Raw genomic sequence first — 24,411 nt, 5'->3', positions numbered from 1 at the left:
AATCGTAACTATCAATTTTTATTCCAGTTGGACTCAAGCATATGCTGACGAGTCACAACATGTGAAAGGTCCAACTGCAAAGGTGTAATCGACACTTGGCCATGTTGAATCGCATGAAAATCCGTACCTTCAGTGGCATCGCGTGCAATACCTGGCGGCCCAATCCAATAAATTGGCTCACCACGCGGACTATGCTGCATGATTACATCTTGAGAATGATGACGGTTACCCAAGCGGGTCACACGCCAAGACTGCAAATCAGCATAAGCGCGGTTAGGAATATTGACATTAAGTAGCGTTGGTTTTTCATCAGGCAACAAATGACCATCTACAGGATTTTCAATTTGCGCAATTACGATATCCCTGGCAATTTGAGCAGCATCTTCTAAACCACCCCAACCTTTATCCACTTGAGAAAAAGCAATCGCAGGAATACCAAACATCACTCCCTCAATCGCAGCAGCTACGGTGCCTGAGTAAAGCACATCTTCACCCATGTTCTCACCTTGATTAATGCCAGAAACAACAATATCTGGTTTAGTCTCAAGCAAACCCGTCAAAGCAATGTGAACACAATCAGTCGGCGTGCCATTCACATACAGAAAATTATCTCGCTCACCACCTGCAACACGCGTCACAGTCAGCGGTCTTGAAAGTGTTAACGAATTAGATGCTCCGCTATGATTTTGCTCAGGTGCAATCACCGTCACTTGCCCTAAAGGGCGCAAAGCATTAACCAACGCCAGCAAACCTGGCGCCAAATAGCCGTCGTCATTGGCAATTAAAATATGCATTAAGCAATAAATACTTTAGAAAGAACTGAAGAAACCTTAGGCTGGCTTTCTGTTTGAGTTATTTGACCACCCCCAAACATAAAGTATCCCGCCAAAAACAATGCTAAACCAATTAATAATTGCTTCCACCAAGGGCTTTGCATAAGAACTCCTCTATTGAATTTATCAATTACAAATTAACTAACAGATTTACGATCCATCATCGCTCTAGCCAAAGTACTAGCATCAACATATTCCAACTCACCGCCAACTGGAACACCCCTAGCAATTCTAGATACTTTAATGCCGCGAGATTTCATAATTTCCCCAATGTAATGGGCAGTTGCCTCACCCTCACTGGTGAAATTAGTAGCCAAAACCACCTCACTGACAGGCTCTTTACTTTTCTCAACACGCTCAATCAAACGATCCAAATGAATTTCGTTAGGCCCCAAACCATCTAGAGGGGATAAACGTCCCATTAAGACAAAATACAAACCCTTATAGGTTAAGGTTTGCTCAACCATCAATTGGTCGGCTGGCGTTTCAACCACACACAAGATACTTGGGTCACGACGCTCGTCTGAGCAAGTTGTACAAATATCTAACTCTGAAAATGTATTACATAAAGAGCAATGATGAATATGATTAACGGCATCTAACAAACTCTGCCCCAATAAAGCTGCCCCATTGCGGTCATGCTGCAATAAATGAAACGCCATTCTTTGAGCAGACTTTGGTCCAACACCCGGCAAGACTCTCAAGCCTTGAACCAAACGTTGTAGAGCATCCTGTTCTTGTTCAGCCATTCTGTTTTATTTCTCTTTTATTTTAGAAAGGCAATTTAAAGCCTGGAGGCATCGGCATACCAGCAGTAGCTCCAGCCATTTTTTTGCTAGCAGCATCTTCAGCTTGGCGGAATGCATCTGCATAAGCAGTTACCAATAAGTCTTCTAACATTTCACGATCATCCATCGCAGCTTCAGCGATTTCAACACGCTTCACTTCATGCTTGCCAGTCATCGTAACTTTGACAGAACCAGAAGCTGCTTGACCAACCACCTCTAATGCAGCAAGCTCGGCTTGAGCGCGCTTCATGTTTTCCTGCATTTGCTGAGCTTGCTTCATCAAGCCAGCGATATTTCCCTTCATCATGTCTAACTTCCTCAGTAATTTTTAAATATTTATTGAATTGGGCGAATGCTACCTGGCACAACCGTGGCACCTAATTCCGCCTGAATAGTTTTAACAAAATCATCATTGGCAATGGATGTCTCAGCATCTTCCTGCTTCTCTTGTTTAACTTTAGCTTCTACGGCCGCAATAGATTGCGTCGCCTTACCAGCTTCCATGACGATTTTTACTTGCTTTCCAATATGCGCAGATAAAGCTTCTTGCAAACGATTCACACCATCCGTCGTAGCCAACTGAGGCATACCAACGATAACCGTTGCTTTAGCACTTGCTCCTGCATCATCCCAAGCCTGTAACTCTGTCTGAAACGCTAACTGCTGCACCATCCCCCGAATCGGCAATGCTTTCATCCAGGCTTGCCAATCAGGTTGATCCGTACCGATTGAAGTTGGGCTAGCCGGTTTAGCCATCACTGGTGAAGTGGGGTTCATGCTCGCCTGAACCTTTGTAGGCGCTGGTGTTACCACCTGCGACTTTGCCACTGTTGATGCCCCAGCACCACCCAAACCTGCCGCCGCTTTAGCTGCTGCAATTCCAGAAGGCGCTGATTTAGCAGGCCCCGCTGACTTTGGAGATCCAGAACCATCACCGGGCTTAAAAGCTAACATGCGCAATAAAGCCATCGTGAAACCAGTTTGTTCATCCGGTGCTAAAGATAAATCTGGACGACTCGTAATAGCTATTTGGTAATACAACTGCACCTCTTCTTTACCAAAAAGGCTGGCTAAACGTCGCACCTCATTCGCCTCTGGCCAATCATCTAAAACTGCAGCAGGCACCGTTTGCGCCAAAGCTATTTTTTGCAAAAGAGAAGCTAAATCTTGCAAAGCTAATGAAAAAGAAAGGCTACGCACAGCCATTTCATCAGCAACTGAGACTAGCTCCGTACCGTTTTTGGCCTGAAGCGCATCTAAAACACGAATCAGATAAGTTTCATCCAATGTGCCTAACATGGCTCTAACAGTAGCTTCTGTGACAGGCCCCGCTGAATAAGCAATCGCTTGATCCGTTAAAGAAAGCGCATCACGCATGGATCCCTGAGCTGCTTTCGCCAAAATACGTAAAGCACCTAACTCAAAGGTGATTTGCTCAGACTCTAAAACTTTTTGCAAATGCTCCACAATCGAAGGAATTGGCATTTGCTTTAAATTAAATTGCAAGCAACGAGACAAAACAGTCACAGGAATTTTTTGAGGATCCGTCGTCGCCAAGATGAACTTCACATGAGGCGGCGGCTCTTCTAATGTTTTTAACATCGCATTGAAAGCATGACCGGTCAACATATGAACCTCGTCAATCATGTATACCTTGAAACGCGCACTACTTGGCGCATACATGGCTTTCTCTAAGAGTTGAGCCATATCATCAACACCACGATTGCTCGCAGCATCCATTTCAATATAGTCAACAAAACGTCCAGCATCAATTTCAGTGCAAGCTGGGCACTTACCACAGGGCTCAGAGGTCATTTGCCCCTGACCATCAGCCCCAGTGCAATTAAGCGCTTTAGCCAAAATACGAGAAATCGTCGTCTTACCAACCCCTCTGGTACCCGTAAACAGCCAAGCATGGTGCAAACGCTGCTGATCTAAGGCGTGTGTTAAGGCTTTGACCACGTGTTCCTGGCCAACCAAGGTTGAAAAATCTCTAGGGCGCCATTTTCTGGCAAGTGCTAATGCAGTCATATTGTCATTCTACAAGTAGAAAGCAGTAGAATATAGATAGACGGGCCTCCTCGCATGGTGGCTTGGCAACCTGGTCAGGTCGGGAACGAAGCAGCCAAACCCAATAACTACTAGTGCCGAGGGTCGGGCTCGTCTACCTCTCATCTCTATTTCTAGCTGTTTTCCACCTTCCTCACTAGTTAAATATTCTTAAAATTCTTCTTTTTTAGACTAAGTTAGCTCTAAAACATCGCCATTTGAGCTTAATAAGTAACTCTGAATAGGCTTATCACCCCTTAAACGACGTACCGCATCTCGGTAAACTGACATTTGTAATCGGTATTTCTCATACAACGGATCATCTTGAGTCGGAATAGATAACTTGTAATCCAAAACAACCAAACGATCCGAAAACTCTACCAGGCGATCCATCCTTAATAATCGTCCCTCTTCAGTACCAATATCTAATTCTTCCCAGGAAGACTGAATATCAGAGTTAAAGAAATAAATACTCGCTTTTTCAGACTGAAGAACGCTGAGCGCACAAGCTCTAGCTTTAGTAGCCAAACTCATATCCATCTGAAGCCAAGCACTCAACTCACTCTCAGATGGCAACTCATCAATACTAGTAATTTTCAAGCGAACCACATGCTCCATCACCGCATGAAACGCGACACCTAAATCAATCACAAACTGTTTTTCCGGGGAAATAACTTCTTCATCAAAATAAGCACTAACCTGAGACTCCCCCTGCCAACTCACCACAAAGTCAGTTATTTCATGGGCAGGCGCTAATGGAGACTGCATCTCTGCTTGCTGTTGCTCATCCATATCACCCAAATCAAGCTCAGAAACACCCGCCTTCGTTAAGCGACCATACCAACTATTTTCACTGATCTGATTTTTACCTTTATTAGCACAACCACTTATATAAACAGCTTCCTTTGCTCGGGTTAAAGCCACATATAAAAGGTTCCAGTTTTCAATCGCAGCAATTTGATCTTCTTGATCTCTAAGAGCCTGCCTTGCAGGATCTTTTTTAGGCTTACCAGAGAAAAATGGCGAAATATGATTAGGGCCTGCTTGATCGGGTTGCCAGTTCATCAACACACCCACATGATCTTTGTTTTGCCTTGAGGTATTAGCGTTCATCAAAATTACAAAACGTGCCTCTAAACCCTTTGCCGCATGAATAGTCAAAATCCTAACTTTTTGTGCAGATACATTTGCATCATCAGAGTCATCTTCGCTATTAGATTCACCTTCGTCTGGGCTCTCTTCCACAAACCCACGCTTTATCTGCTTTAACTCCGCCACAAATCGTGTCAAGCTGGGGTAACGGCCGCCATCCAAATCGAGCGCCAACCCTAAGAAAGCATCCAAATTTGAAATAACCTGATCCCTTTGCAGTTCAGGGGCATGCGCTGCATACCGTAATCGCAAATTAGATTGAGCGTAAATGTGATCTAACAAATCATGCACCGGCAGACGCTTTGCCAACTCAGCCCAAGCACTTATCTCCACATGGATATTGTGGAAGCGATGAGTCTGATTCCCCAGCAAGTGCCACAAAGAACTCACTTGTTGCGATTGCTTTTCATGGGTTAAATCCATCAAATCGCCATCACCGAGTGCATACATTGGGGATCGTAGTACTTGAGCCAATGCCAAAGAATCTGTCGGAGTTACCAACACCGACAAAAGTGCAATTAAATCTTCCGCCTCAAGAGTCTTTAGTAAGCCCCCTTGCCTTGGGCTGTCGCACGGAATACCGCAATCCCTAAAAGCGCGCTCAATTTGTGCCAAGGGTGTTCTTGATCTCAACAAGATAAGGAAATCACTCCAATGAGCATTCTTTTCCAACTTTGTTTTTAAAATAAACTGAGCTACTTGATAAGCCTCTTGATAACTTTGCTGCTGCTTTGACTCTTTACTTGCATCAAGATAAGGTAACTCCAACGCATTCCTTTGGCTGATTTTTTCAACATCCACCGCTGGAATCAATGGCAATAATTTAGCCTCACCTTCACCATACTCACTATCCGCCTGAGGGTTTCTTTTTTGTTCAGAGAACGGATAACTAGGAGGTAAATCTGTCAATTGAAAAACCTGATTAACTGCTTTCAAAACAGCTGGGCTATTTCTACGCGTCTCATTAAAAGGATGTAACTTCGCGCCAAAATGCTCCTTCAGATATATTTTCGCCTGTTCAAACAAACGAACATCAGCACGTCTAAATCGGTAAATAGATTGTTTAGGATCACCCACCAAAAAGACAGATGGCTTAGAGGCATCTTCTTTACCGTAAGCATTTAACCAAGACAGTAGTATTTGCCACTGCAAAGGATTGGTATCTTGAAACTCATCAACCAGTAAATGTTTATATTTAGCGTCTAACCTAGCCTGCAAATAAGCCGCCATTTCTGATGAAAGCATTAACTGAGCGGTATAGGCCTCTAAGTCAGAAAAATCTTGCACCCTTAAGATTTCTTTTTTAGCTTGATAGTGCGCCAACATGTCTGCGCCCACCAAGATCCATGCCTGATGAATGCGGTGGGCACGATGATCAGCCAACCAGCTATAGTGAGCCAACATAGCATCAGCCCAAGCCTGCCTATAAGTATTAATCTTAGCTTCTCGACCTGATGGGTCTGACAAAGTTTTCAAATAATCTTTTAGGTCGCCTGAAGCAGACATTTTTTTCAAAATCTCACATTCACCTGTCAAAAATGCTGAATACATCGTATTAGCCATCACATCCAAGCCAACGTGATGCTGATATTGATTTAAAGCTTCCTGAATCAAATCAGCATGTTTTTTATCAGTCTTGCCACCTTCTTTTAAATGGTCACATAAAAACTGAAGGTGATCGATGCCATCATGATGGTCGATCAATTCTTGCAAAGGGTCCGATTGCGACATCCATGTCGATAAATCACCAATCGCATCAGTAGATACAATCTGATTCTGCTTTGCATGATCTAAATGCCTCACCCATTCAGCTTTAGCACTTAAAAAACCTTTAGCCCCAGTTAAAAGCTGATGGGCGCTATGCACACCCAACTCTTCAATTAATACTTCATAAGCTTGTCTAATAGGTGTTTTCTCAACACTCGGTAAAGCAGTCCACCAATCTTCTAAACATTCATCTTGCAAACGTTTAAAGTCATCTCGCAACTTAAGCCCTTGGGGAACACCGCTACCCAGCGGAGCCCCACCCAATAAACGAGCAAACCAACCATGAAAGGTATCCACTGCTAATCCTCTTGGATTAGAAAGTACGCGCTCAAACAAAACGCGAGCTTGAGGTATAGCAGCCATCGCTTCTTCATCATCTAAGCCACGCATCTTTAGCTCTTTGAGCAACTCACTCTCATTGCAAGTTGCGAACTTCAACAGCACCTCATCAAGCCTGCCACGCATTTCTTCAGCAGCTTTACGCGTAAAAGTAATCGCTAAGATTTCATGAGGATGCGCACCAGCAAGTAACAAGCGCACCATTCTTGACACCAATAGCCAAGTTTTACCGCTACCAGCACAGGCCTCGACCACGACCGACTGCTGCGGATCACATGAGTCATAAGTAATTTGCGAACTCATGACCACATCCCCTTGCGACAAATACCTCTTACCTCGCAGTACTGACAAACACTATCAGGGCCGCTCGCTGGCAAAGGTGCGCCACCCCAAACCTTTTCAATATCACCGATCATCTGAGCAGGCAAATGCTCCATTTCAATAGACAGATCATCCACACCCAACTCAAAACCAACATCTTTATCTTTTACTGATACCCAGGCCGCTTGAGAACTTGCGCCCCTATCGGCAATAGGATCGCCATTAATTGCTTTGGCATAAATCACCAACTGTGGATCATCTTCAATATTTTTCTGCTTTTTCTTAATAGAAGATTCGCTAGAGTATTTGTAATCAATCACTGCAGCCGTCTTTTCTTTTGCATTGATATCAATGCGATCCACTTGACCTGACACATGAATTAAACCAAATCGAGTTTGCAAGTCGAACCCTACTTGTTTTTCAGCATCATGGAACTGCCAACCTGCTTGTTCGCGTTTTAATTGCCACCTCACCAAATTCGGAATATGCGATTCCCACTCAACCCAAGCACCTAACCACCTACCATCAGCCTCCAATAAAGGCTTGAAATGTTTTTGGGATACTTCTCTTAATTGTGCAATCAATAAGTTTGTTTTTTCTTGCACATCTTGAATAGTTAATTTTTGAGTTTTTTGCTTCTGATAAAACTCTCTAAGCGCAGCATGCAAAGTTTGTCCTACCAAACTCACATCCACCTCAGCATCTAAAGTAGATTTTTCACGTAAACCTAAAACTCTTGTAGCGTAATAACGATAAGGACATTCTCTAAGCGTGCGATAGGCGCTTGGGCTCACCTTGATAGGTTTCGCCACAACATCTCCCAAAGCAGGCCTCGGCTGCAATACCGCCGTTGGCTGATAAGCAACAGATTGAGGAACTTGAGTCTCACTCAAGCAATTGCTGCGCTCCATATACAAACGCTGCAACCAAGGGGATGGCTGACGAGGTTCTCCAGAAGACCCCATTGATTGCCACAACATACGCCAGTGTTGATGTGACTGCATTAATTGAGAGAGATCCATCGCTTGCTGAGCAAATTCCATGTCGACAGTTTTGCAACCCATTTTTTCTCGAAGGCTGGCAGATAAGAACATTGGGCTATCGGAGATAGATGGCAATTGACTATCATCACACCCCACCATCACCCAAGCATCAAAGCGCCTCATGCGCGTAGCACTCAAAGGCAAGACTGTGACACTAGCTTGCGCTCTTGGACTAAGCTCTAAATAACTAGACTCTTCCACCATCAAGCTTAAAAGTGATAGCCATTCATTAAAACGCAAAGAAGCTTGTACACCCTTCATTGGCTCTAGAGCTTCAAATAATTGCTGACCAGCCAAATCTTCTTGAAATGACTCCCCCATCGCTAAAGCTTGCAAATCTGCTTGTAAATGCTTCAACCAAACCGAACAAGATAAAGCTTGAGATTGCCATTTTTGAGAAATTTCTCGTATATGTTTAATGAGATGAATTGCCGCATCAAAACTTTGACCATCATGAGTCATCTCTAATGCCAATAGCATCCCAGCCCAAGATCCTTTAACTTCAGCTTGAATGAAACGGCGCTCTAGATGATCCAAAAACTCGGAGATATCTTCTCCCTCATACCCCAATTGAGTCCAATTGATATAAGGGTTCTTTAAAAAATCCATCAATTGCACAGCTGATGGACCAACAGTCCCCTGACGAATCACATCGACCCAAGACATCACCGACGCAGCAGCACGTGTCGTGGAAAGTTTCCAACCTGTTTCATCATGGACAGAAATACCTTGACCTAAACGTGCCAATAAAGCTCGAATACGTCTAGCAACTAATCGATCTTGAGCTACTAGAGCAATATGCTGATGCCCGGCCAATAAAAATTCTTGTATGGCATTAGCGCCGACCCAAGCAATATCCTCAAACCCACTCGCCCTAATAATTTTTCGACCATCCATATTAGAAAAATATTTTTGGCGATTAATTTGAATTTGTTCTGCCTCTTCCTTCGTTGACTGCTTATTTGCTTGCTTAGTTGATTGATCAACTGGCTCACTCGAATCCAAACACTCAGGCCAAAGCGCTAGCTGCGCATAATCCATCTGCACATGATGGACGCGTGCTTGCTCCGCATAAGCCACTAACAATTGATGGCAAGCTTTTCCAAAACCAGGACTAGGCTTAGCTGTCTCAATAAAGATAAGCGGGGAAATCGATGAAGGCTTCACCGCTTCCAAGGCTTTGATTCGCAAACCCATAGCTAGACGCTGACGCGCCACGGGATCGTGAAAAGTACTTAGATTCTTCCAGAAAGTAAAAATAATCTTAGCCTCAACATCAACGACTGATCTAGCTACACCTTCATAAACGCTATCAATCGCTTGATTTAAAGCCTCATCCGAAACTTCCTCAAACACTCCCAAATTGGCATCAGCTAATACATCACAAACATCAACAATATTTTTTGCCAACCCCCACTTTGATGCGTCACTAGCATCCAGTAGTAATGATCTTAAATAAGGCCTTTCAGATAGCGCTTGATAAACCTCCAACCAACGATCCAAATCGGTTTTTAATGCCCCTCTATCTTTAAGGCCTGGCGTTTCTTTAAGCCATTGAGATAAACCTAAGACTCTTGGCAAAAAAGTCAGTTGGGGTAATAAACCAACTGGGCGATTTTTCTCTAATGCTTGCCTAAGGCCATAAGCGGGCCCTGATGTACTTAAAACAACCAAAGGACTCACTTGATCTTTTTCAGTAATAGCCCAAATAAGCTTGGCCATGGCATCAAGCGCGCTGGCATCTGGTGTTAAAAAGTAAGGTTGGTAATAGGTCATTTATCAGGAAGTATGCACAAATAAGCGCTTATTGATAATATATAGCTTGTAGAAGTAAAAACGTAAAACAAACAATAATTAACTGCAGCATATAAGAATTTTAAGGACCCCTATGAGCGACGCGATTAAATACGTAAGCGATGCATCTTTTGAACAAGATGTTTTGAAATCTAATAAACCAGTTCTCCTAGACTTCTGGGCTGAATGGTGCGGTCCTTGCAAGATGATTGCCCCGATCTTGGAAGAAGTCGCTAAAGAATATGGTGACCGAGTACAAATCGCAAAAATGAATGTGGATGAGAACCAAGCAGTTCCTGCGCAATTCGGCATTCGTGGCATCCCTACCTTGATTTTGTTTAAAAATGGCGCTGTAGCTGCTCAAAAAGTAGGCGCTTTAGCAAAATCTCAATTAACTGCATTCTTAGATAGCAATATCTAAAGTCTAAAAATGAAGGGGCTCACTAAATGAGCCTCTTTTTTACAGTTTTTCCTATTTTTTGAATTTCGGGTGTAGAATCCCATTAACAAATCACGGAACGTCCTGTTCCGGTTGAAAATTTCCAAAACCATTCGTTCTTTCTAAAGGCTTAAGCCTAACTCCAAACACATGCATCTCACCGAACTAAAAGCACTACACGTATCAGCCCTACTTGAAATGGCCGCTGGCCTAGAAATTGAAAACACGCAGCGTATGCGCAAGCAAGAGCTGATGTTTGCCATTCTTAAAAAACGCGCTAAAGGTGGCGAAACCATCTTCGGTGATGGCGTTTTGGAAGTACTTCCTGATGGCTTTGGATTTTTAAGATCTCCAGAAGCTTCGTACATGGCGTCACCAGACGACATTTATATCTCCCCTGCACAAATCCGTCGCTTTAACTTGCACACAGGTGATGCAATTGAGGGTGAAGTAAGAACACCTAAAGAAGGCGAACGTTATTTCGCTTTAGTGAAAGTCGACAAGATCAACGGTTTAGCGCCAGAGGCGCTCAAGAACCGCATCATGTTCGAGAACTTAACGCCACTTCACCCAGATCGTCCAATGTTGTTGGAACGCGAGATTAAGGCGGAAGAGAATTTAACTGGTCGAATCATCGATATGATTTCTCCGATTGGTTTTGGTCAACGTGCACTACTAGTGGCCTCTCCAAAATCCGGTAAAACAGTCATGATGCAGCACATCGCTCATGCGATTTCCGCTAATCATCCTGATGCCGTATTAATCGTATTACTTGTGGATGAGCGTCCAGAAGAAGTTACAGAAATGCAGCGTTCCGTTCGCGGTGAAGTGGTTGCCTCAACATTTGATGAGCCAGCCGTGCGCCACGTACAGGTAGCAGAAATGGTAATTGAGAAAGCCAAGCGCTTAGTAGAAATGAAGCGTGATGTGATCATCCTTCTAGACTCTATTACGCGTCTTGCTCGCGCTTACAACACCGTGGTTCCTTCATCAGGCAAAGTATTGTCAGGTGGTGTGGACGCTAACGCATTACAAAGGCCAAAACGTTTCTTTGGTGCTGCACGTAATATCGAAGAAGGCGGTTCTTTAACCATTATCGCAACTGCCTTGATTGAAACTGGCAGCCGTATGGACGATTTAATTTACGAAGAGTTTAAAGGTACAGGCAATATGGAAGTTCATCTAGAGCGCCGCCTAGCTGAACGTCGTGTCTACCCTGCTATTAACTTGAATAAGTCAGGTACTCGCCGTGAAGAGTTGTTAATCAAACCAGAAATTCTTCAGAAGATTTGGGTATTGCGTAAGCTTATCTCTGACATGGATGATATTGAAGCGATGAACTTCATTGTCGACAAGTTGAAATCAACCAAAAATAACGCAGAATTCTTTGAATTAATGCGCCGTGGCGGTTAAAAAGCATCTGTTTTAGACCTAAAAATGAGGATAACTGCTTGATTTTCTAGCTTTATCCTCCTAAAACAGGCCCTTATTTAGTATTTTTTGCTATAATTTTCGTTTTAATTCAGGCAAGTACCAATTCAGAGGAATTGGCGGCTACCAGGCTAAAGGACTTTTAACATGAAACCAGGCATTCACCCAGATTACAAAGAAGTTGTTTTCTTAGACGTATCAAACAACTTCAGCTTCAAAACACGCTCTACTATCAACACTAAAGAAACAGTTAAGTGGGAAGATGGTAAAGAGTACCCATTGGCTAAGATTGAAACATCTTCTGAATCACACCCGTTCTACACAGGTACTCAAAAAATTATGGACACAGCCGGTCGTGTTGAGAAATTCCGTCAGAAATTCGGTACAAAAGCTACTGGTAAAACAGCTGCTTAATATCTACCTAGTTTTAGACATAAAAAGGCGGCTTAGGCTGCCTTTTTTCTTGCATCAAACCAGCACTCGAATCAAAATTCAATCTACATGAGATCTGTCAAATTAACCGCTGCGGCCACATCCACACTTCCACGCTATGTGTTGGTATTAATTACGGCCATTTACGGGTTAATGGGCATCTTTGGTCGTGACCCATGGAAGAATGATGATGCAGCTGGCTTTGGCGCCATGTGGACACTTGCCAATGGTTCTTGGCATGATTGGTTACTACCGCATATTCAAGGTCGAGATGATTTGTTAGCTGGACCACTTCCTTATTGGATCGGTGGATTACTGATTAAATTATTCGGCCCTCTTGTAGGAGCGCCTAATGCTGCCGGCATCTATTCAGCACTTTGTTTCTTTTTCAGCTGCGCAGCTATTTGGCATGCCACCTACCTATTGGGAAGACGACCTGAAGTTCAACCCATGAGCTTTGCATTAGGTGGCCAACCCAACCCGAAAGCTTATGGACGCACCTTAGCTGATAGCGCTTTAATGATCTTCTTGGCATGCTTTGGTCTTGCCATGCGTGCTCATGAAACTACGCCCGCTCTTGCCCACCTAACAGCGATCTCTTTAGTTTTATATGGCACAGTTCGTGGCTTAGACAAACCGATTCAAGGTGGATTTTGGACAGGTGCTGGCCTTGCGATCTTGGCACTCTCAGGATCGCTATGGCTATTTGTCATTATTTTTCTAGGCTTATTACTATCACTATTTATTTGCGAAGTTAAACCTGCTGTTCGCTGGCTTGGTATGACTTGGTTAGTTGCCAAACTAGGTTTAATTCTATGGCCACTTCTTTGGGTTCTTTCCGGACTACCTTCTGAAACGATCATAAGCGCTTGGCATACTTGGTGGAATAACGAACTGATGCAAGCGACGCCATCGCGCCAATCACTTGGTTTCTTAGCTAGAAATATGCCGCTTTACTCCTGGCCAATTTGGCCTCTGGCGTTATGGAGTGTTTGGTTCTGGCGTAAAGGTGCCAACTATCCATTAGGTGGGGTCCGCAACCCCAATATGGCTCTGCCGCTTGGCTTAGTCATTGCAACCCTCACTTACTTAGCTCTACAAGTTGATCTTACAGAGCAATCACTCATCATCACAATTCCGCCATTAGTTATTTGGGCTTGCTTTAGCTTACCCATTATTAAGCGTAGCGTGATTAGTTTTATTGATTGGTTAGCTTTACTTACTTTCACCATCTTAGGTGGCTTCATTTGGTTAATGTGGTTTGCTATGACCACACAATTTCATGCTGGTTTAGCCAAAAATGTGGCAAGGCAAGTACCAGGCTTTATTCCTGAAGTTAACTGGCTAGCGGTATTGGTTGCCGTCATTGTGACGGCTTTGTGGATTAGCGTTGTACGCTGGAGAACCTCACGCGCACCGAAAGCCATTTGGCGCGCTGTAGTGATCTCCGCTTCCGGCACTACTTTAACGTGGGTGCTGTTAATGACCTTATGGTTACCAACAATTAACTATGCCAAAACATATCGAGCTGTTTCAGAACGTTTGATGAAAGCGATGCCCACTGAATACACTTGCGTAAATGGCACTTATTTAGGTGATGGCCAATTAGCTTCTTTTGTTTATTTCACCAATATCAAATTTAAAGATGATGCTTCTTGCGATTTATGGTTAACTCACTCGGCTAAAGAAGCAAAAGAAAGCGCCAAGATCAATAGCCAAATACTTGAATTACTGTGGGAAGATCGTCGCGCTAGCGATCGCTCGGAACGTTTACGCTTATACAAAGTCAGTTCTTATGCTCGCTAAGCTACGACGAGATATACCCAAGCTCATTAGCTTGGCGGGTCCGCTATTAATTGGTCAACTAGCTGTCATTACCTTTGGTGTGATGGATACCGCTATGGTGGCACGCTACTCTGCTAATGATTTAGCCGCACTTGCAGTAGCAGGTTCTGTCTTTATTAGTATTTATGTTGGTTTAACTGGCGTAGTTTCCGCCCTCGCCCCAATTGCAGGTCAATTATTTGGCGCAAAAAGGTTTTCAGAAATCGGCGAAGAAGTGCGTCAAGCTTGGTGGCTATCTTTAGCACTCAGCATGGTTGGCATGCTGATTCTTAGTAACCCAGAGGTATTTTTATCGATTGCTAAAGCTTCACCAGAAGTAGAAGCCAAAGCGGTGTTGTATTTAAAAATTATTGCTTGGGGCTTGCCAGCCAGTATGGCTATGCGCGTGATGGTGGCATTACATAATGCCGTCTCTAGACCAGCTGTTATTACATGGTTACAAATTAGCGGTTTGTTTTTAAAAATTCCTCTTAATGCTTGGTTGATTTATGGCGGCTTAGGCATAGAAGCTCTTGGAGCTCCAGGCTGCGCCATTGCAACGGTCATCATTAACTGGGCATGGATGATAGCTGCTGGCACAATTATTTATCGCGGTAAGTTCTATCAAATTTTTAGTGTTTATGAAAAATTCAGCATGCCTGATTTACATAAACTTTGGACGCTATTTAAGCTCGGCGCTCCGATTGGATTAAGTTATTTAATTGAAGTAACTTCTTTTGCTTTTATGGCATTGTTTATAGCTAGGCTTGGTACATTGCCGTTAGCGGGCCATCAAATTGTGGCCAATCTAGGTACGGTGCTTTATATGCTGCCACTATCACTTTCAATTGCGACATCGACTCTCGTGTCTCAATCGATTGGTGCGGATCAACCAACTCTAGCTAAAGAAGTGGCCAAGTCTTCATTAATTTTTACAACCTGTTTATGCGTCACAGTTGGTTTAATTGTGTGGATATTTAAATATCCACTGCTTGATTTATACGCACCACCAGAAGCAGTAAAAGAATCCGCAGTTTCATTATTTTTATTTATTGCGTTTTACCAAGTGTTTGATGCACTTCAAGTTTGCTCTGCTTTTATTTTACGAGGCTATCGCGTGGCATTTATCCCCATGTGGATTTACGCCATCTCGTTATGGGGTGGCGGATTAGGTGGCGGCTATCTATTAGGTTTTAATGTAACAGGCAATGTCCCTGAAGTGATCCAAGGTGCCAGAGGTTTCTGGTTAGCCAATAGCGCCAGCTTAGCTTTGGCAGCAGCATTATTGATGGTGCTCTTTGTGAAAACTGCCCATAAGTTTGAAAAAGAACATCCACCTGTGACTACCTAAATACTCCTAATCAACTTAATAAGTCACGATGATTTTGATTTAAATCGTGTAAAGAATAAAAAAGCCTCTCATTTGAGAGGCTTTTTAGTTTGCTTATAAGCTAACTCTAACTATGAGAGACGCTTATTTCTTTTGAACTGGTGCAGGTGGCACTGGTGATGGTGGTTTTTGAATGCTGTAACCAGGAACCTGATTGCCTTTTGAATACATACACTGTTGATAAGCAATGTCGTAACGACGTTGAATTTCTTTCGCTGTGTCATTACCCTGTGAAGCACCCACTGCAGCACCGCCGACCATACCTACCGCAGCACCCGTACCAGCTGATTTATGGCTACCGCCACCAGCAACAGCACCTGCCAAAGCACCTAAAGCCGCACCCACAACCGCTGTTTTAGCTGTGCTCAAAGTAGCAGCTTCATCAGCTGTTTTATCAAGAGAACCCTGTGCGTAAGCACGGCATTCTTTGTCATCCTGTTGGAAAACATCAAAAGGTTTACCTGGTGCAGGCATCACAGTTAGGCTTGGACCGACCGGTGTCGATGCGCAACCGACCATGGCTATAACCAAACAACTAGCCACACTGATTCTTTTGAAATTTCTGTTCATATATTGCCTCTTCTTTTCTAAATATTTCTACTGCGTTTGGGTAAATCTTGCTATCTATCACCAACTATTTAGATGATAAAGCATCCTACCTATTGATTTAACGCATAGATGATAAGAAAGATGACATAGCCCTAGGGCAAATCTGTGTATGATTAAGTTATCCCGTGGTAACTATATATAAAAATTATAAGAATCATTAAGTTATGGCCCGTATGTTCAAGAAAAATTGGCTGTTAATGGCAAGCCTGACGCTTAGTCAGACTGCTTGGTCTATTGATCTTCAACCAGGCGATGTCACCGCTCCAAAACCGAATGTTCAGCTGATGCAGTATTCATATCTGAACTATGAAAAAGGCGCGTATTACGCCAACAATCAAAAGGTTTATTCAACAACAAAAATTGATAGCGAGCAGGCTATCGTTAGATATGGTCGCTCTTTTGAAGTCGATCAGATGCCTGCTTTTGTTTATATCCAAGCTCCAATGGGCTCTCAAACCCCCAAAGGGATGCTAGCCAGCTTACCGGGTGACTCAGGCATTGGCGATACAAGTATTGCCATTGGATTATGGCCTTATGCCAACAGAGAAACGGAAACTTATTTTGCGGTAGGCGCCTATTTAACAGGTCCAACAGGTAGTTACTCAAAGGACCGCGTGATTAATATGGGGCAGAACCGTTACTCAACTGCCCTTCAAGCAGGCTACCAAATGAGTCTAGCGAAGCAATTAAGCTGGATGCATGCTGTAGATGTGGTTTGGTTTAGCGAGAACACTGAATCAAAGAGCGCCACAACCGGCGTCATAGGTTCCTTAAAGCAAAAGAATTTTTACACCTATCAAACTGGCTTGTTGTATGAAATTAATAAGACCTATAGCGTAGGCGGTAATTATTTTTATTCTGCTGGTGGGCGCACTGAATTTAACGGCATCATGAACAACGATATGATTCAAGTGCAACGCTATCAATTAAGCGCTATGGCCATGTCCCCTATCGGTAAATTCACCCTGCAATGGGGAAAAGACCTTGCTACCAAGAATGGTTACTTTGAAAATAACCGTCTCTTCCTTAGATATACCAATTACTTTTAATTAGCCTAAGTTAACCTTAAATTAGCCTTTATTTAGCCATCGGCTAGCCATTAATTCGCAAGGCTAGCCGCTTCAATCGCCTCAACTTCAGCGGCCCACTCTAACCATTGCATTTCAAGCTCATCAAGCTCTTCAGTTATTTTCTTTAATTGCTGGCCTAGCGTAGCAATCTCTGCTGGCGAAATAGGCATGCATAAAGTAGCTTCAATAGTCGTTTTTTCAGTGTGAAGCGCTGCTATTTTTTTATCAGCTTGCTCAATCAATTTTTTAATTGGCTTAGTTTTAGCGTTGATTTCTTGTCGACGTTGCGCATCTAGCTTGCGTTGAGCCGAGCTCACAGGCGCCACTGAAACCTGTTCTTTAACAGACTGAGCAACTTCTGCTGCAGGAGATTGTTCAGGTAATGGCTCTGGCTGATGCTCAGATGAAATATTTTCTAATTTAGCTTCTTCACGCAAACGACGGGATTCATCTAAGAGGTAGCGTTGGTAATCATCTAAGTCACCATCAAATGGTTTGATTTCACCACGACCAACTAACCAGAATTCATCACAAACAGCTCTTAATAAGGCTCGGTCATGGCTGACTAACATAACCGTGCCTTCAAACTCATTCAAGGCCATAGATAGTGCTTCACGCGTCGCCAAGTCTAGATGGTTAGTTGGCTCATCAAGTAATAGCAAGTTAGGCCGCTGCCACACAATCATCGCTAAAACTAAACGAGCTTTTTCACCACCACTCATGGTGCCAACAGCTTGTTTAACCATGTCGCCTGAAAAATTAAATGTACCCAAGAAGTTGCGTAGGTCTTGTTCTTTACCTGATTGACCCGCGTCAGGACCTAAGTCTTTTGCCAAACGAATCATGTGTTCGAGTGGGTTGTCGTCTGGTCTTAGAACATCAAGCTCTTGCTGAGCAAAGTAGCCAATATTAAGCCCCTTACCTTGTGTGACGGTTCCAGCCAATTGAGGCATGGTTCTGGCAATGGTTTTAACCAAGGTGGATTTACCCTGTCCATTGGCACCTAAGATGCCAATACGTTGTCCCGCCAAAACAGATTTATTAACTTTATCAATGATTCTTTTTTCTTGACCATCAACCATGTAACCAAAAGCGCCATCAGTAATGGCCAACATAGGATTAGGTAAGTTTTGCGGTTCTTTAAATTCGAAAGTAAATTCAGCGTCAGCGAGGACAGGCGCAATTTTTTCCATGCGCTCCAACGCTTTAACCCTACTTTGCGCTTGCTTAGCTTTACTCGCTTTAGCTTTGAAGCGGTCAATGAATTTCTGTAGATGCGCGATTTTCTCTTGCTGTTTAGAGAATGAAGCTTGTTGCAACTCTAACTGCTGTGCACGCATGATTTCAAATGAGGTGTAGTTACCACCGTAACGATTGAGTTTGGCATGTTCAATGTGCAAAGTGACATTTGTCACAGCGTCTAAGAATTCTCTATCGTGACTGATCACAATCATGGTGCCGGTGTAGCGCTTGAGCCATGCTTCTAACCAAACTAAGGCATCTAAGTCTAAGTGGTTAGTTGGTTCATCAAGTAACAATAAGTCTGATGGGCACATCAAGGCACGAGCCAATTGCAAGCGCATGCGCCAACCACCTGAGAAGCTGTTAACGGGTTGATCTAATTCACTAGTTTTAAAACCCAAGCCCAATATCAAAGATTGAGCTCTTGGTACAGCGTCATGCTCACCTGCATCTGCCAAATCGGTATAAGCATGCGCCATAGCCATACCGTCATCCGCAGCCTCAGCAACCGCTAAAGCAGCTTTGAGTTCGACTAAACGCGTATCCCCACCTAAGACGAATTCTGTAGCGGATTCTTCTGTTTCTGGCATGTTTTGGGCCACTTGGGCCATACGCCAAACTTTAGGAATAGAACAATCACCACCATCTTCATGCAATGTGCCATTGAGCATGGCAAATAGCGTTGATTTGCCAGCCCCATTACGACCAACTAAACCCACCTTTTCACCAGGATTTAAGGTGACAGAGGCTTTATCAAGGATGAGTTTTGCACCACGGCGCAAAGAGACATTGTTAAGGATGATCATGTGGTTTCAGCAGTCTTACCAGCAACTGCTGGATGGTTTATCTACTTTTTCAGCTTATTTAAGCCAATGGAGCAGATGGAATCTCAAGAAGACGCCATTTTAACTGATTGATAAACTCTAAAACTAATAGAAACCAACGCACTATTGATTAATGAACTAAAATGGAGGCTCGAAACATTTCTAACTGCGCTCTATATTTTTTCTTAAGCAGTTCATCCATTGGCCTTCCAAAATTCTTTTTGCTGAGCACAGGCCAATTATTTATTGGTATTTATGCAATTCAAAGATTTAGGTTTATCAGAAGAGATTCTTCAGGCTATTAACGAACACGGGTATACAACCCCCACCCCTATTCAAGCTCAATCAATCCCCGCCATTCTTAAAGGTGGCGATTTATTAGCTGCAGCACAAACAGGCACAGGCAAGACAGCTGGTTTCACATTGCCAGTGTTACAACGTTTATTAACTTCCCCTATTAACCAAAATAGTCGTCGCAAGCAAGTGCGCGGTTTGATTTTGACACCTACCCGTGAGTTGGCAGCTCAGGTTCATGCCTCAGTTCAAACATACGGCAAATATACGAGGTTAAAGTCCGCCGTTATTTTTGGTGGCGTTGGAGCCAATCCTCAAATTAAAGCAATTCAAAGTGGTTTAGATATTTTGGTTGCAACCCCAGGTCGTTTATTAGATTTGATGGGGCAAGGTGCTATTTCTTTGCAACACATAGAGATTTTGGTGCTCGATGAAGCTGACCGTATGTTGGATATGGGCTTTTTGCGAGATATTAAAAAGATCTTAGCGGCTCTACCTAAGCAACGTCAGAATTTATTATTTTCAGCGACTTTCTCAACTGAGATTAAAGCACTCGCGAATGATTTATTAAATGGCCCTTCTTTAATTGAGGTGGCACGTAGCAATAGTACTAATGAAGCCATCACCCAAGTGATTCACCCCGTGGATCGCGGCAATAAGCATCCATTGTTAGCTCATTTAATTAAGAGCAATAACTGGAAACAAGTGCTGGTGTTTACGCGCACCAAGCACGGCGCCAATAAGTTGGTGCTTCAGTTAGAGAAGGATGGCATTACCGCGATGGCCATCCATGGCAATAAGAGTCAGACCGCCAGAACCAAAGCACTGGCAGACTTTAAAGCCGGAAAGATCATCGTGCTAGTTGCCACAGATATCGCTGCCCGAGGAATCGATATTGATCAATTGCCTCATGTGATTAATTATGATTTGCCAAATGTGCCAGAGGATTATGTACATCGGATTGGGCGAACTGGTCGCGCCGGCTCAAACGGTGTAGCAGCTTCATTAGTCTGCGTTGATGAACACATCATGTTGAGAGATATCGAGCGTTTAATTAAGCAAACACTACCAAGAGAAGTTATTGCAGGTTTCGAACCAGACCCTAACGCAGTTGCTCAGCCTATCCAATTACGCAGCCAACAAGCTCCTCAACGTCATGGCCAGGCTAGACATAATGCATCAGCTCCTAAAGGGACCAACCAAAGTAAGCGTAGCGGACAACAAAAGCCAGCATCAGGGACTATGGCAGCCCCTAAGAAGCCTCACAGAAAGACGAATACCCAAAAACCTGGGCATTTTTCTAAAGGCCCTAGAGCGGCAAGTAAGTCTTAATAGATGTTTATGATAAAAAGTCCTTTCAAACATTACTACAAACATAAAATAAAGGACTAAGATGAAAGACAACACAGAAAATATGAAACTGATTAAAGGCACCGTTGAAGCTTGGGAATCTAGAGAACTTGGTTGCGATGAAAAATACGCAGAAGTGGATCAGGAAGCTACAGAGGAAGTTAATGGTGGCTTAAATCAATTAAATATGAATTAGTATTTTCAGGGTTAGACACCTACACCCCCACAAATAAGTTGCACACCGCACTCATAATTGAGTGATTCTCAAGCATATCGTATTAATAAACAAATTAGATTTTGTACTTACTAAGATCGACTTCAGTACCAACCTTACCAACCCTTAACGAATAGCCGCTAGCTGCTTTATAAATGAATATATGTTTATATTCTTTGCCATTCTTTTTAGTGGTTGAATAAAGCTCATTCCAGTGCTGCTCTAGTAAAGAATATGGAATAGCAAACCCATAATCCGTGTCGGTCATACCAAAGACCATAAATCCTTCTTTAGCTTCACCTAAGAATTTTCTTTGCGGGTCATTGTGATATGCATACCAATAGAATGTCTCAGATCGTTGGTATTGCTTAGATATAGCTATAACGGCATGGGTTGTATCTGCCTGATCAGCGTATAAAGAATGCTTCCTCTTAACCAACTGACAATTCTTTAAATCACTAAGCTTTCTAATTAAGTTATCTTTTCTTTCTTGAAGGATTTCATTAGGAGTTCTATCTTGGGGTTGAGATTCACTCTTTTCAACAAGTTCACCCTCTTCTAACTCATCTACTTCATTCTGTTTATCTTCCGCAGCAGTAAAGATGACATCAACGATCTTATCTATCCTTGTGTACTCAATTGGCTGAAGAATCGTATGAATCTTCTCCGTCACCTCTTCACTAGAAGTAGTTAAATTTACTTCCATTAGCTTAATAAGAGCATCAACACCAATGATTCTCATAGACCAAGCATGCATTGAGCCTCTAACTTGAGCTTCTAAAGATTGGGTGTCATTTCTACCGATAACTAGCAATATTGGAGAGTCTTTTCTAACTCGACCAGCTTCGACCAATTTATTTCTATATGCTGCAATTACATCAAGCTTGATTGTGTAAGCATCAGTAGTCTTAACCTCGATAACCAAATCAAAGCCATCAGCATTCCATATGCCATCAAAGCCAATATCATTTCTAACACCTTGGTAGCGGCCATTTTCAGCTTTAAAGCCTAATCTTCTGCCTATCTCATTAATTACGTCTTGCAGTATCTGACCACTATTAGTGAAAGCATTCTCAATACAATAAGTGGCATATTCGGCTAATTTCTCTCCTTCGACTTCAGATAGAAACTGTCTAAATTCAATGGATGTCTCACTGCCATCCTTCAAATGACCATCACCAGCCATTTTGACAATGGTTTCAAGGTTCATTTTTAGAACCTCATCCCGCTCTGACTTCCAGAATTTCAGTAGTGGCATATCTACACCTAATTGTTATATTTGTAGATATTACTAGTTTTTGTAACCACTAAAGAACTAACCTAACGGTAAATTTTGGGGTACACAGCTTTGCAGGCCGCGCAAAATACTCTTCAGAAAAGCAAAAAGCCCCGTTAGGGGCTTTTTGGGTAGCGACTCCTGCTTTTCAGCAACAGCCGCCTTGTTGGCGGAGCGGACGGGACTCGAACCCGCGACCCCCGGCGTGACAGGCCGGTATTCTAACCAACTGAACTACCGCTCCAGTTGAACTTGGCGTCCCCACGGGGATTCGAACCCCGGTACCCACCGTGAAAGGGTGGTGTCCTAGGCCTCTAGACGATGGGGACCCTGGACTTACCTACTACATTTACTACAACTGCTTTAGCTTCTGGTGGAGCTAAGCGGGATCGAACCGCTGACCTCTTGCATGCCATGCAAGCGCTCTCCCAGCTGAGCTATAGCCCCTTAATTAAATGATCTTCTTTTAAGTAGCTCAAGCAATCAAGACCGTAATTCTAGCCTATTTTTATACCACTTTGCAAGCGAAGTTTTACTTCTTCTTTACCAATCAATGCGATAACCGCATCAATAGCCGGCGTTTGAGTAGTCGCAAACAAGGCATAACGGACTGGCATGGCCAAAGCAGGCATTTTTAGACCATGTTTGGCCAATACCGCCTTAAAAGCAGCAGAAACCGCTGCTTTTGAGCCATCACTAGCATCTAGCTCTTGAATGAAGTCACTCATGGCTGGATGAATCGATTCTGGGATATTGGCAGCCAATCCAGCAGCCTGATGTTGAGGCCTTTCCATGTAGAACAATCTTGCACCCTCAGCAATCTCAATGAGAGTATTCGCACGGTCTTTAAGAAGATTAACTACCCCAACAAAGTCTGGACCCTGCTCCGTCTTAATACCCAAATTAGTTGCAAATGGTTGAACACGCTTCGCTAGATCAGCAGCATCCGCCTGCTGGATGTAGTGATGATTTAACCAAAGAAGTTTTTCTGGGTTGTGTTGCGCTGGCGATTTACCCAAATGATCTAAATCGAACCATTCAACAAATTGTTCTTTAGTGAATACTTCCGCATCACCATGTGACCAGCCTAAACGCGCTAAGTAATTCAATACCGCCTCAGGCATATAACCTTCACGCTCATAGTCGCGCACACTCATCGCACCATTACGCTTACTCATCTTCTCACCCTGATCATTTAAGACCGTTGGCAAGTGAGCATAAATAGGCGATGTGCCACCTAATGCCTTAAGAATGTTGATTTGGCGAGGCGTGTTGTTAACATGATCATCACCACGAATGACATGAGTGATGTTCATATCCAAGTCATCCACCACCACACAGAAGTTGTAAGTGGGTGTGCCATCAGGACGCGCAATGACTAAGTCATCTAACTCATCATTACTGATTTCAATACGACCTTTAACGGCATCTTCCCAAACAACGCTACCGCCGATCGGGTTTTTAAAACGAATCACTGGCTTCACACCTTCTGGAATCGCTGGCAATGTTTTGCCTGATTCAGGTCTCCAGAATCCGTTGTAGCGCGGCTTTTCTTTATTGGCCATTTGCGCATCGCGAAGTGTGTTTAACTCTTCTTCACTCATGTAGCAGTAATACGCCAAACCATCTTTGAGCATTTGCGCAATGACTTCGCGATAGCGATCCATGCGCTGCATTTGATAGATCGGTCCTTCATCAATATCAAGACCTAACCAACGCATACCTTCAATAATGACATCCACAGCCTCTTGGCTTGAACGCTCTTGATCGGTATCTTCAATACGCAGAATGAAGTCACCTTGCATCTTGCGCGCAAACGCCCATGGATACAAAGCACTTCTTAGGTTACCTAAATGAATAAAGCCCGTTGGGCTTGGTGCAAATCGTGTTCTAACTGTCATAAGCGACATTATCGCATTGACGGAAATGT

The 24,411-nt window shown here is 43.3% G+C and carries 19 protein-coding genes, 3 tRNA genes and 1 other RNA gene; 9 read left to right on the top strand and 14 right to left on the bottom strand.

Annotation, left to right across the window (positions count from 1 at the left end; all coding sequences use genetic code 11):
- Positions 1–11: 11 nt before the first annotated feature.
- The 5 genes from surE to dnaX are packed head-to-tail and all read right to left on the bottom strand — an operon-like array spanning position 12 to position 3,652.
- Positions 12–794, bottom strand: a complete 783-nt coding sequence (gene surE, locus ICV01_RS04080) for a 5'/3'-nucleotidase SurE (protein ID WP_215288860.1) — start codon at positions 792–794, stop codon at positions 12–14.
- Positions 794–937: a hypothetical protein gene (locus ICV01_RS04075; RefSeq protein WP_215288858.1), complete on the bottom strand. Its 144-nt coding sequence runs from the start codon at positions 935–937 to the stop codon at positions 794–796. The genes surE and ICV01_RS04075 overlap by 1 nt, the downstream gene beginning before the upstream one ends.
- 33 nt (positions 938–970) lie before the next feature.
- The gene (recR, locus tag ICV01_RS04070; protein WP_215288856.1) at positions 971–1,582 is read right to left on the bottom strand and encodes a recombination mediator RecR; all 612 of its coding nucleotides are present in this window, start codon (positions 1,580–1,582) and stop codon (positions 971–973) included.
- Positions 1,583–1,604: 22 nt separating this feature from the next.
- The gene (locus ICV01_RS04065) at positions 1,605–1,928 is read right to left on the bottom strand and encodes a YbaB/EbfC family nucleoid-associated protein (RefSeq protein WP_215288854.1); all 324 of its coding nucleotides are present in this window, start codon (positions 1,926–1,928) and stop codon (positions 1,605–1,607) included.
- A gap of 29 nt (positions 1,929–1,957) precedes the next feature.
- Entirely contained in the window at positions 1,958–3,652 is a 1,695-nt protein-coding gene (gene dnaX, locus ICV01_RS04060; RefSeq protein WP_215288853.1) for a DNA polymerase III subunit gamma/tau, read from the bottom strand.
- Between the two features lie 39 nt (positions 3,653–3,691).
- On the opposite strand from dnaX, the gene ffs reads away from it, so the two are divergent.
- An RNA gene (gene ffs, locus ICV01_RS04055) (signal recognition particle sRNA small type) lies at positions 3,692–3,789 on the top strand.
- Between the two features lie 73 nt (positions 3,790–3,862).
- Here the strand turns inward: ffs and ICV01_RS04050 are convergent.
- On the bottom strand, positions 3,863–7,231 hold the full coding sequence (locus tag ICV01_RS04050) for an exodeoxyribonuclease V subunit beta (RefSeq protein WP_215288852.1): 3,369 nt from the start codon (positions 7,229–7,231) through the stop codon (positions 3,863–3,865).
- On the bottom strand, positions 7,228–10,068 hold the full coding sequence (locus tag ICV01_RS04045) for a PD-(D/E)XK nuclease family protein (RefSeq protein ID WP_215288851.1): 2,841 nt from the start codon (positions 10,066–10,068) through the stop codon (positions 7,228–7,230). Before ICV01_RS04045 ends, ICV01_RS04050 begins: the two co-directional genes overlap by 4 nt.
- 112 nt (positions 10,069–10,180) lie before the next feature.
- Here ICV01_RS04045 and trxA point away from each other — a divergent pair, with 112 nt between their 5' ends.
- The 5 genes from trxA to ICV01_RS04020 all read left to right on the top strand — a co-directional run bounded on the left by trxA (position 10,181) and on the right by ICV01_RS04020 (position 15,563).
- The gene (trxA, locus tag ICV01_RS04040) at positions 10,181–10,507 is read left to right on the top strand and encodes a thioredoxin TrxA (protein WP_215288850.1); all 327 of its coding nucleotides are present in this window, start codon (positions 10,181–10,183) and stop codon (positions 10,505–10,507) included.
- 168 nt (positions 10,508–10,675) lie between these two features.
- Positions 10,676–11,938 carry a transcription termination factor Rho gene (gene rho / locus ICV01_RS04035; protein ID WP_215288849.1) on the top strand — a complete coding sequence of 421 codons (1,263 nt, stop codon included), beginning with the start codon at positions 10,676–10,678 and terminating at the stop codon, positions 11,936–11,938.
- 165 nt (positions 11,939–12,103) lie between these two features.
- Positions 12,104–12,370 carry a type B 50S ribosomal protein L31 gene (locus ICV01_RS04030; RefSeq protein ID WP_215288848.1) on the top strand — a complete coding sequence of 89 codons (267 nt, stop codon included), beginning with the start codon at positions 12,104–12,106 and terminating at the stop codon, positions 12,368–12,370.
- 87 nt (positions 12,371–12,457) lie between these two features.
- The gene (locus ICV01_RS04025) at positions 12,458–14,194 is read left to right on the top strand and encodes a glycosyltransferase family 39 protein (RefSeq protein WP_215288846.1); all 1,737 of its coding nucleotides are present in this window, start codon (positions 12,458–12,460) and stop codon (positions 14,192–14,194) included.
- Positions 14,184–15,563 (top strand): MATE family efflux transporter, encoded by a 1,380-nt coding sequence (locus ICV01_RS04020; protein WP_215288844.1) that lies wholly within the window; start codon positions 14,184–14,186, stop codon positions 15,561–15,563. Before ICV01_RS04025 ends, ICV01_RS04020 begins: the two co-directional genes overlap by 11 nt.
- Positions 15,564–15,686: 123 nt before the next feature.
- Here ICV01_RS04020 and ICV01_RS04015 read toward each other — a convergent pair whose 3' ends face one another.
- Complete coding sequence (locus ICV01_RS04015; protein ID WP_215288842.1) at positions 15,687–16,172, bottom strand: YMGG-like glycine zipper-containing protein; 486 nt, start codon at positions 16,170–16,172, stop codon at positions 15,687–15,689.
- A gap of 203 nt (positions 16,173–16,375) precedes the next feature.
- On the opposite strand from ICV01_RS04015, the gene ICV01_RS04010 reads away from it, so the two are divergent.
- On the top strand, positions 16,376–17,260 hold the full coding sequence (locus ICV01_RS04010; RefSeq protein ID WP_215288840.1) for a transporter: 885 nt from the start codon (positions 16,376–16,378) through the stop codon (positions 17,258–17,260).
- A gap of 50 nt (positions 17,261–17,310) precedes the next feature.
- On the opposite strand, the gene ICV01_RS04005 is transcribed toward ICV01_RS04010, so the two are convergent.
- Positions 17,311–19,329, bottom strand: a complete 2,019-nt coding sequence (locus ICV01_RS04005; RefSeq protein WP_215288838.1) for an ABC-F family ATP-binding cassette domain-containing protein — start codon at positions 19,327–19,329, stop codon at positions 17,311–17,313.
- 273 nt (positions 19,330–19,602) lie between these two features.
- Between ICV01_RS04005 and ICV01_RS04000 the strand changes: the two genes are divergently transcribed.
- Together ICV01_RS04000 and ICV01_RS03995 are read left to right on the top strand one after the other, a co-directional pair.
- Entirely contained in the window at positions 19,603–20,973 is a 1,371-nt protein-coding gene (locus ICV01_RS04000) for a DEAD/DEAH box helicase (RefSeq protein WP_215288836.1), read from the top strand.
- 61 nt (positions 20,974–21,034) lie between these two features.
- Complete coding sequence (locus ICV01_RS03995; RefSeq protein ID WP_215288834.1) at positions 21,035–21,187, top strand: hypothetical protein; 153 nt, start codon at positions 21,035–21,037, stop codon at positions 21,185–21,187.
- A 94-nt stretch (positions 21,188–21,281) separates the two neighbouring features.
- Here the strand turns inward: ICV01_RS03995 and ICV01_RS03990 are convergent, their stop codons facing one another.
- The 5 genes from ICV01_RS03990 to gltX form a co-directional block, all read right to left on the bottom strand.
- Positions 21,282–22,463 (bottom strand): hypothetical protein, encoded by a 1,182-nt coding sequence (locus ICV01_RS03990; RefSeq protein ID WP_215288832.1) that lies wholly within the window; start codon positions 22,461–22,463, stop codon positions 21,282–21,284.
- A gap of 185 nt (positions 22,464–22,648) precedes the next feature.
- Positions 22,649–22,725, bottom strand: a tRNA-Asp gene (locus ICV01_RS03985).
- A 9-nt stretch (positions 22,726–22,734) separates the two neighbouring features.
- Positions 22,735–22,810, bottom strand: a tRNA-Glu gene (locus tag ICV01_RS03980).
- Between the two features lie 42 nt (positions 22,811–22,852).
- Positions 22,853–22,928, bottom strand: a tRNA-Ala gene (locus ICV01_RS03975).
- A 50-nt stretch (positions 22,929–22,978) separates the two neighbouring features.
- A complete protein-coding gene (gene gltX, locus ICV01_RS03970; protein WP_371817471.1) occupies positions 22,979–24,391 on the bottom strand; it encodes a glutamate--tRNA ligase in 1,413 nt (470 codons plus the stop codon).
- Positions 24,392–24,411 lie beyond the last annotated feature (20 nt).

The sequence above is a fragment of the Polynucleobacter sp. MWH-Spelu-300-X4 genome (assembly GCF_018687515.1).
Taxonomy (GTDB): Bacteria; Pseudomonadota; Gammaproteobacteria; order Burkholderiales; family Burkholderiaceae; genus Polynucleobacter.
The sequence above is the reverse complement of the archived record's forward strand: the minus strand, read 5'-3'. Positions and strand labels throughout refer to the sequence as shown.

Coding starts and splice junctions, on each gene's coding strand:
- ICV01_RS04005 (WP_215288838.1), bottom strand. CDS start 19,329: ATGATCATCCTTAACAATGTCTCTTTGCGCCGTGGTGCAAAACTCATC.
- rho (WP_215288849.1), top strand. CDS start 10,676: ATGCATCTCACCGAACTAAAAGCACTACACGTATCAGCCCTACTTGAA.
- gltX (WP_371817471.1), bottom strand. CDS start 24,391: ATGTCGCTTATGACAGTTAGAACACGATTTGCACCAAGCCCAACGGGC.
- ICV01_RS04000 (WP_215288836.1), top strand. CDS start 19,603: ATGCAATTCAAAGATTTAGGTTTATCAGAAGAGATTCTTCAGGCTATT.
- trxA (WP_215288850.1), top strand. CDS start 10,181: ATGAGCGACGCGATTAAATACGTAAGCGATGCATCTTTTGAACAAGAT.
- ICV01_RS04025 (WP_215288846.1), top strand. CDS start 12,458: ATGAGATCTGTCAAATTAACCGCTGCGGCCACATCCACACTTCCACGC.
- ICV01_RS04050 (WP_215288852.1), bottom strand. CDS start 7,231: ATGAGTTCGCAAATTACTTATGACTCATGTGATCCGCAGCAGTCGGTC.
- ICV01_RS03990 (WP_215288832.1), bottom strand. CDS start 22,463: ATGCCACTACTGAAATTCTGGAAGTCAGAGCGGGATGAGGTTCTAAAA.
- surE (WP_215288860.1), bottom strand. CDS start 794: ATGCATATTTTAATTGCCAATGACGACGGCTATTTGGCGCCAGGTTTG.
- ICV01_RS03995 (WP_215288834.1), top strand. CDS start 21,035: ATGAAAGACAACACAGAAAATATGAAACTGATTAAAGGCACCGTTGAA.
- ICV01_RS04045 (WP_215288851.1), bottom strand. CDS start 10,068: ATGACCTATTACCAACCTTACTTTTTAACACCAGATGCCAGCGCGCTT.
- ICV01_RS04015 (WP_215288842.1), bottom strand. CDS start 16,172: ATGAACAGAAATTTCAAAAGAATCAGTGTGGCTAGTTGTTTGGTTATA.
- recR (WP_215288856.1), bottom strand. CDS start 1,582: ATGGCTGAACAAGAACAGGATGCTCTACAACGTTTGGTTCAAGGCTTG.
- dnaX (WP_215288853.1), bottom strand. CDS start 3,652: ATGACTGCATTAGCACTTGCCAGAAAATGGCGCCCTAGAGATTTTTCA.
- ICV01_RS04010 (WP_215288840.1), top strand. CDS start 16,376: ATGGCCCGTATGTTCAAGAAAAATTGGCTGTTAATGGCAAGCCTGACG.
- ICV01_RS04030 (WP_215288848.1), top strand. CDS start 12,104: ATGAAACCAGGCATTCACCCAGATTACAAAGAAGTTGTTTTCTTAGAC.
- ICV01_RS04020 (WP_215288844.1), top strand. CDS start 14,184: ATGCTCGCTAAGCTACGACGAGATATACCCAAGCTCATTAGCTTGGCG.
- ICV01_RS04065 (WP_215288854.1), bottom strand. CDS start 1,928: ATGATGAAGGGAAATATCGCTGGCTTGATGAAGCAAGCTCAGCAAATG.
- ICV01_RS04075 (WP_215288858.1), bottom strand. CDS start 937: ATGCAAAGCCCTTGGTGGAAGCAATTATTAATTGGTTTAGCATTGTTT.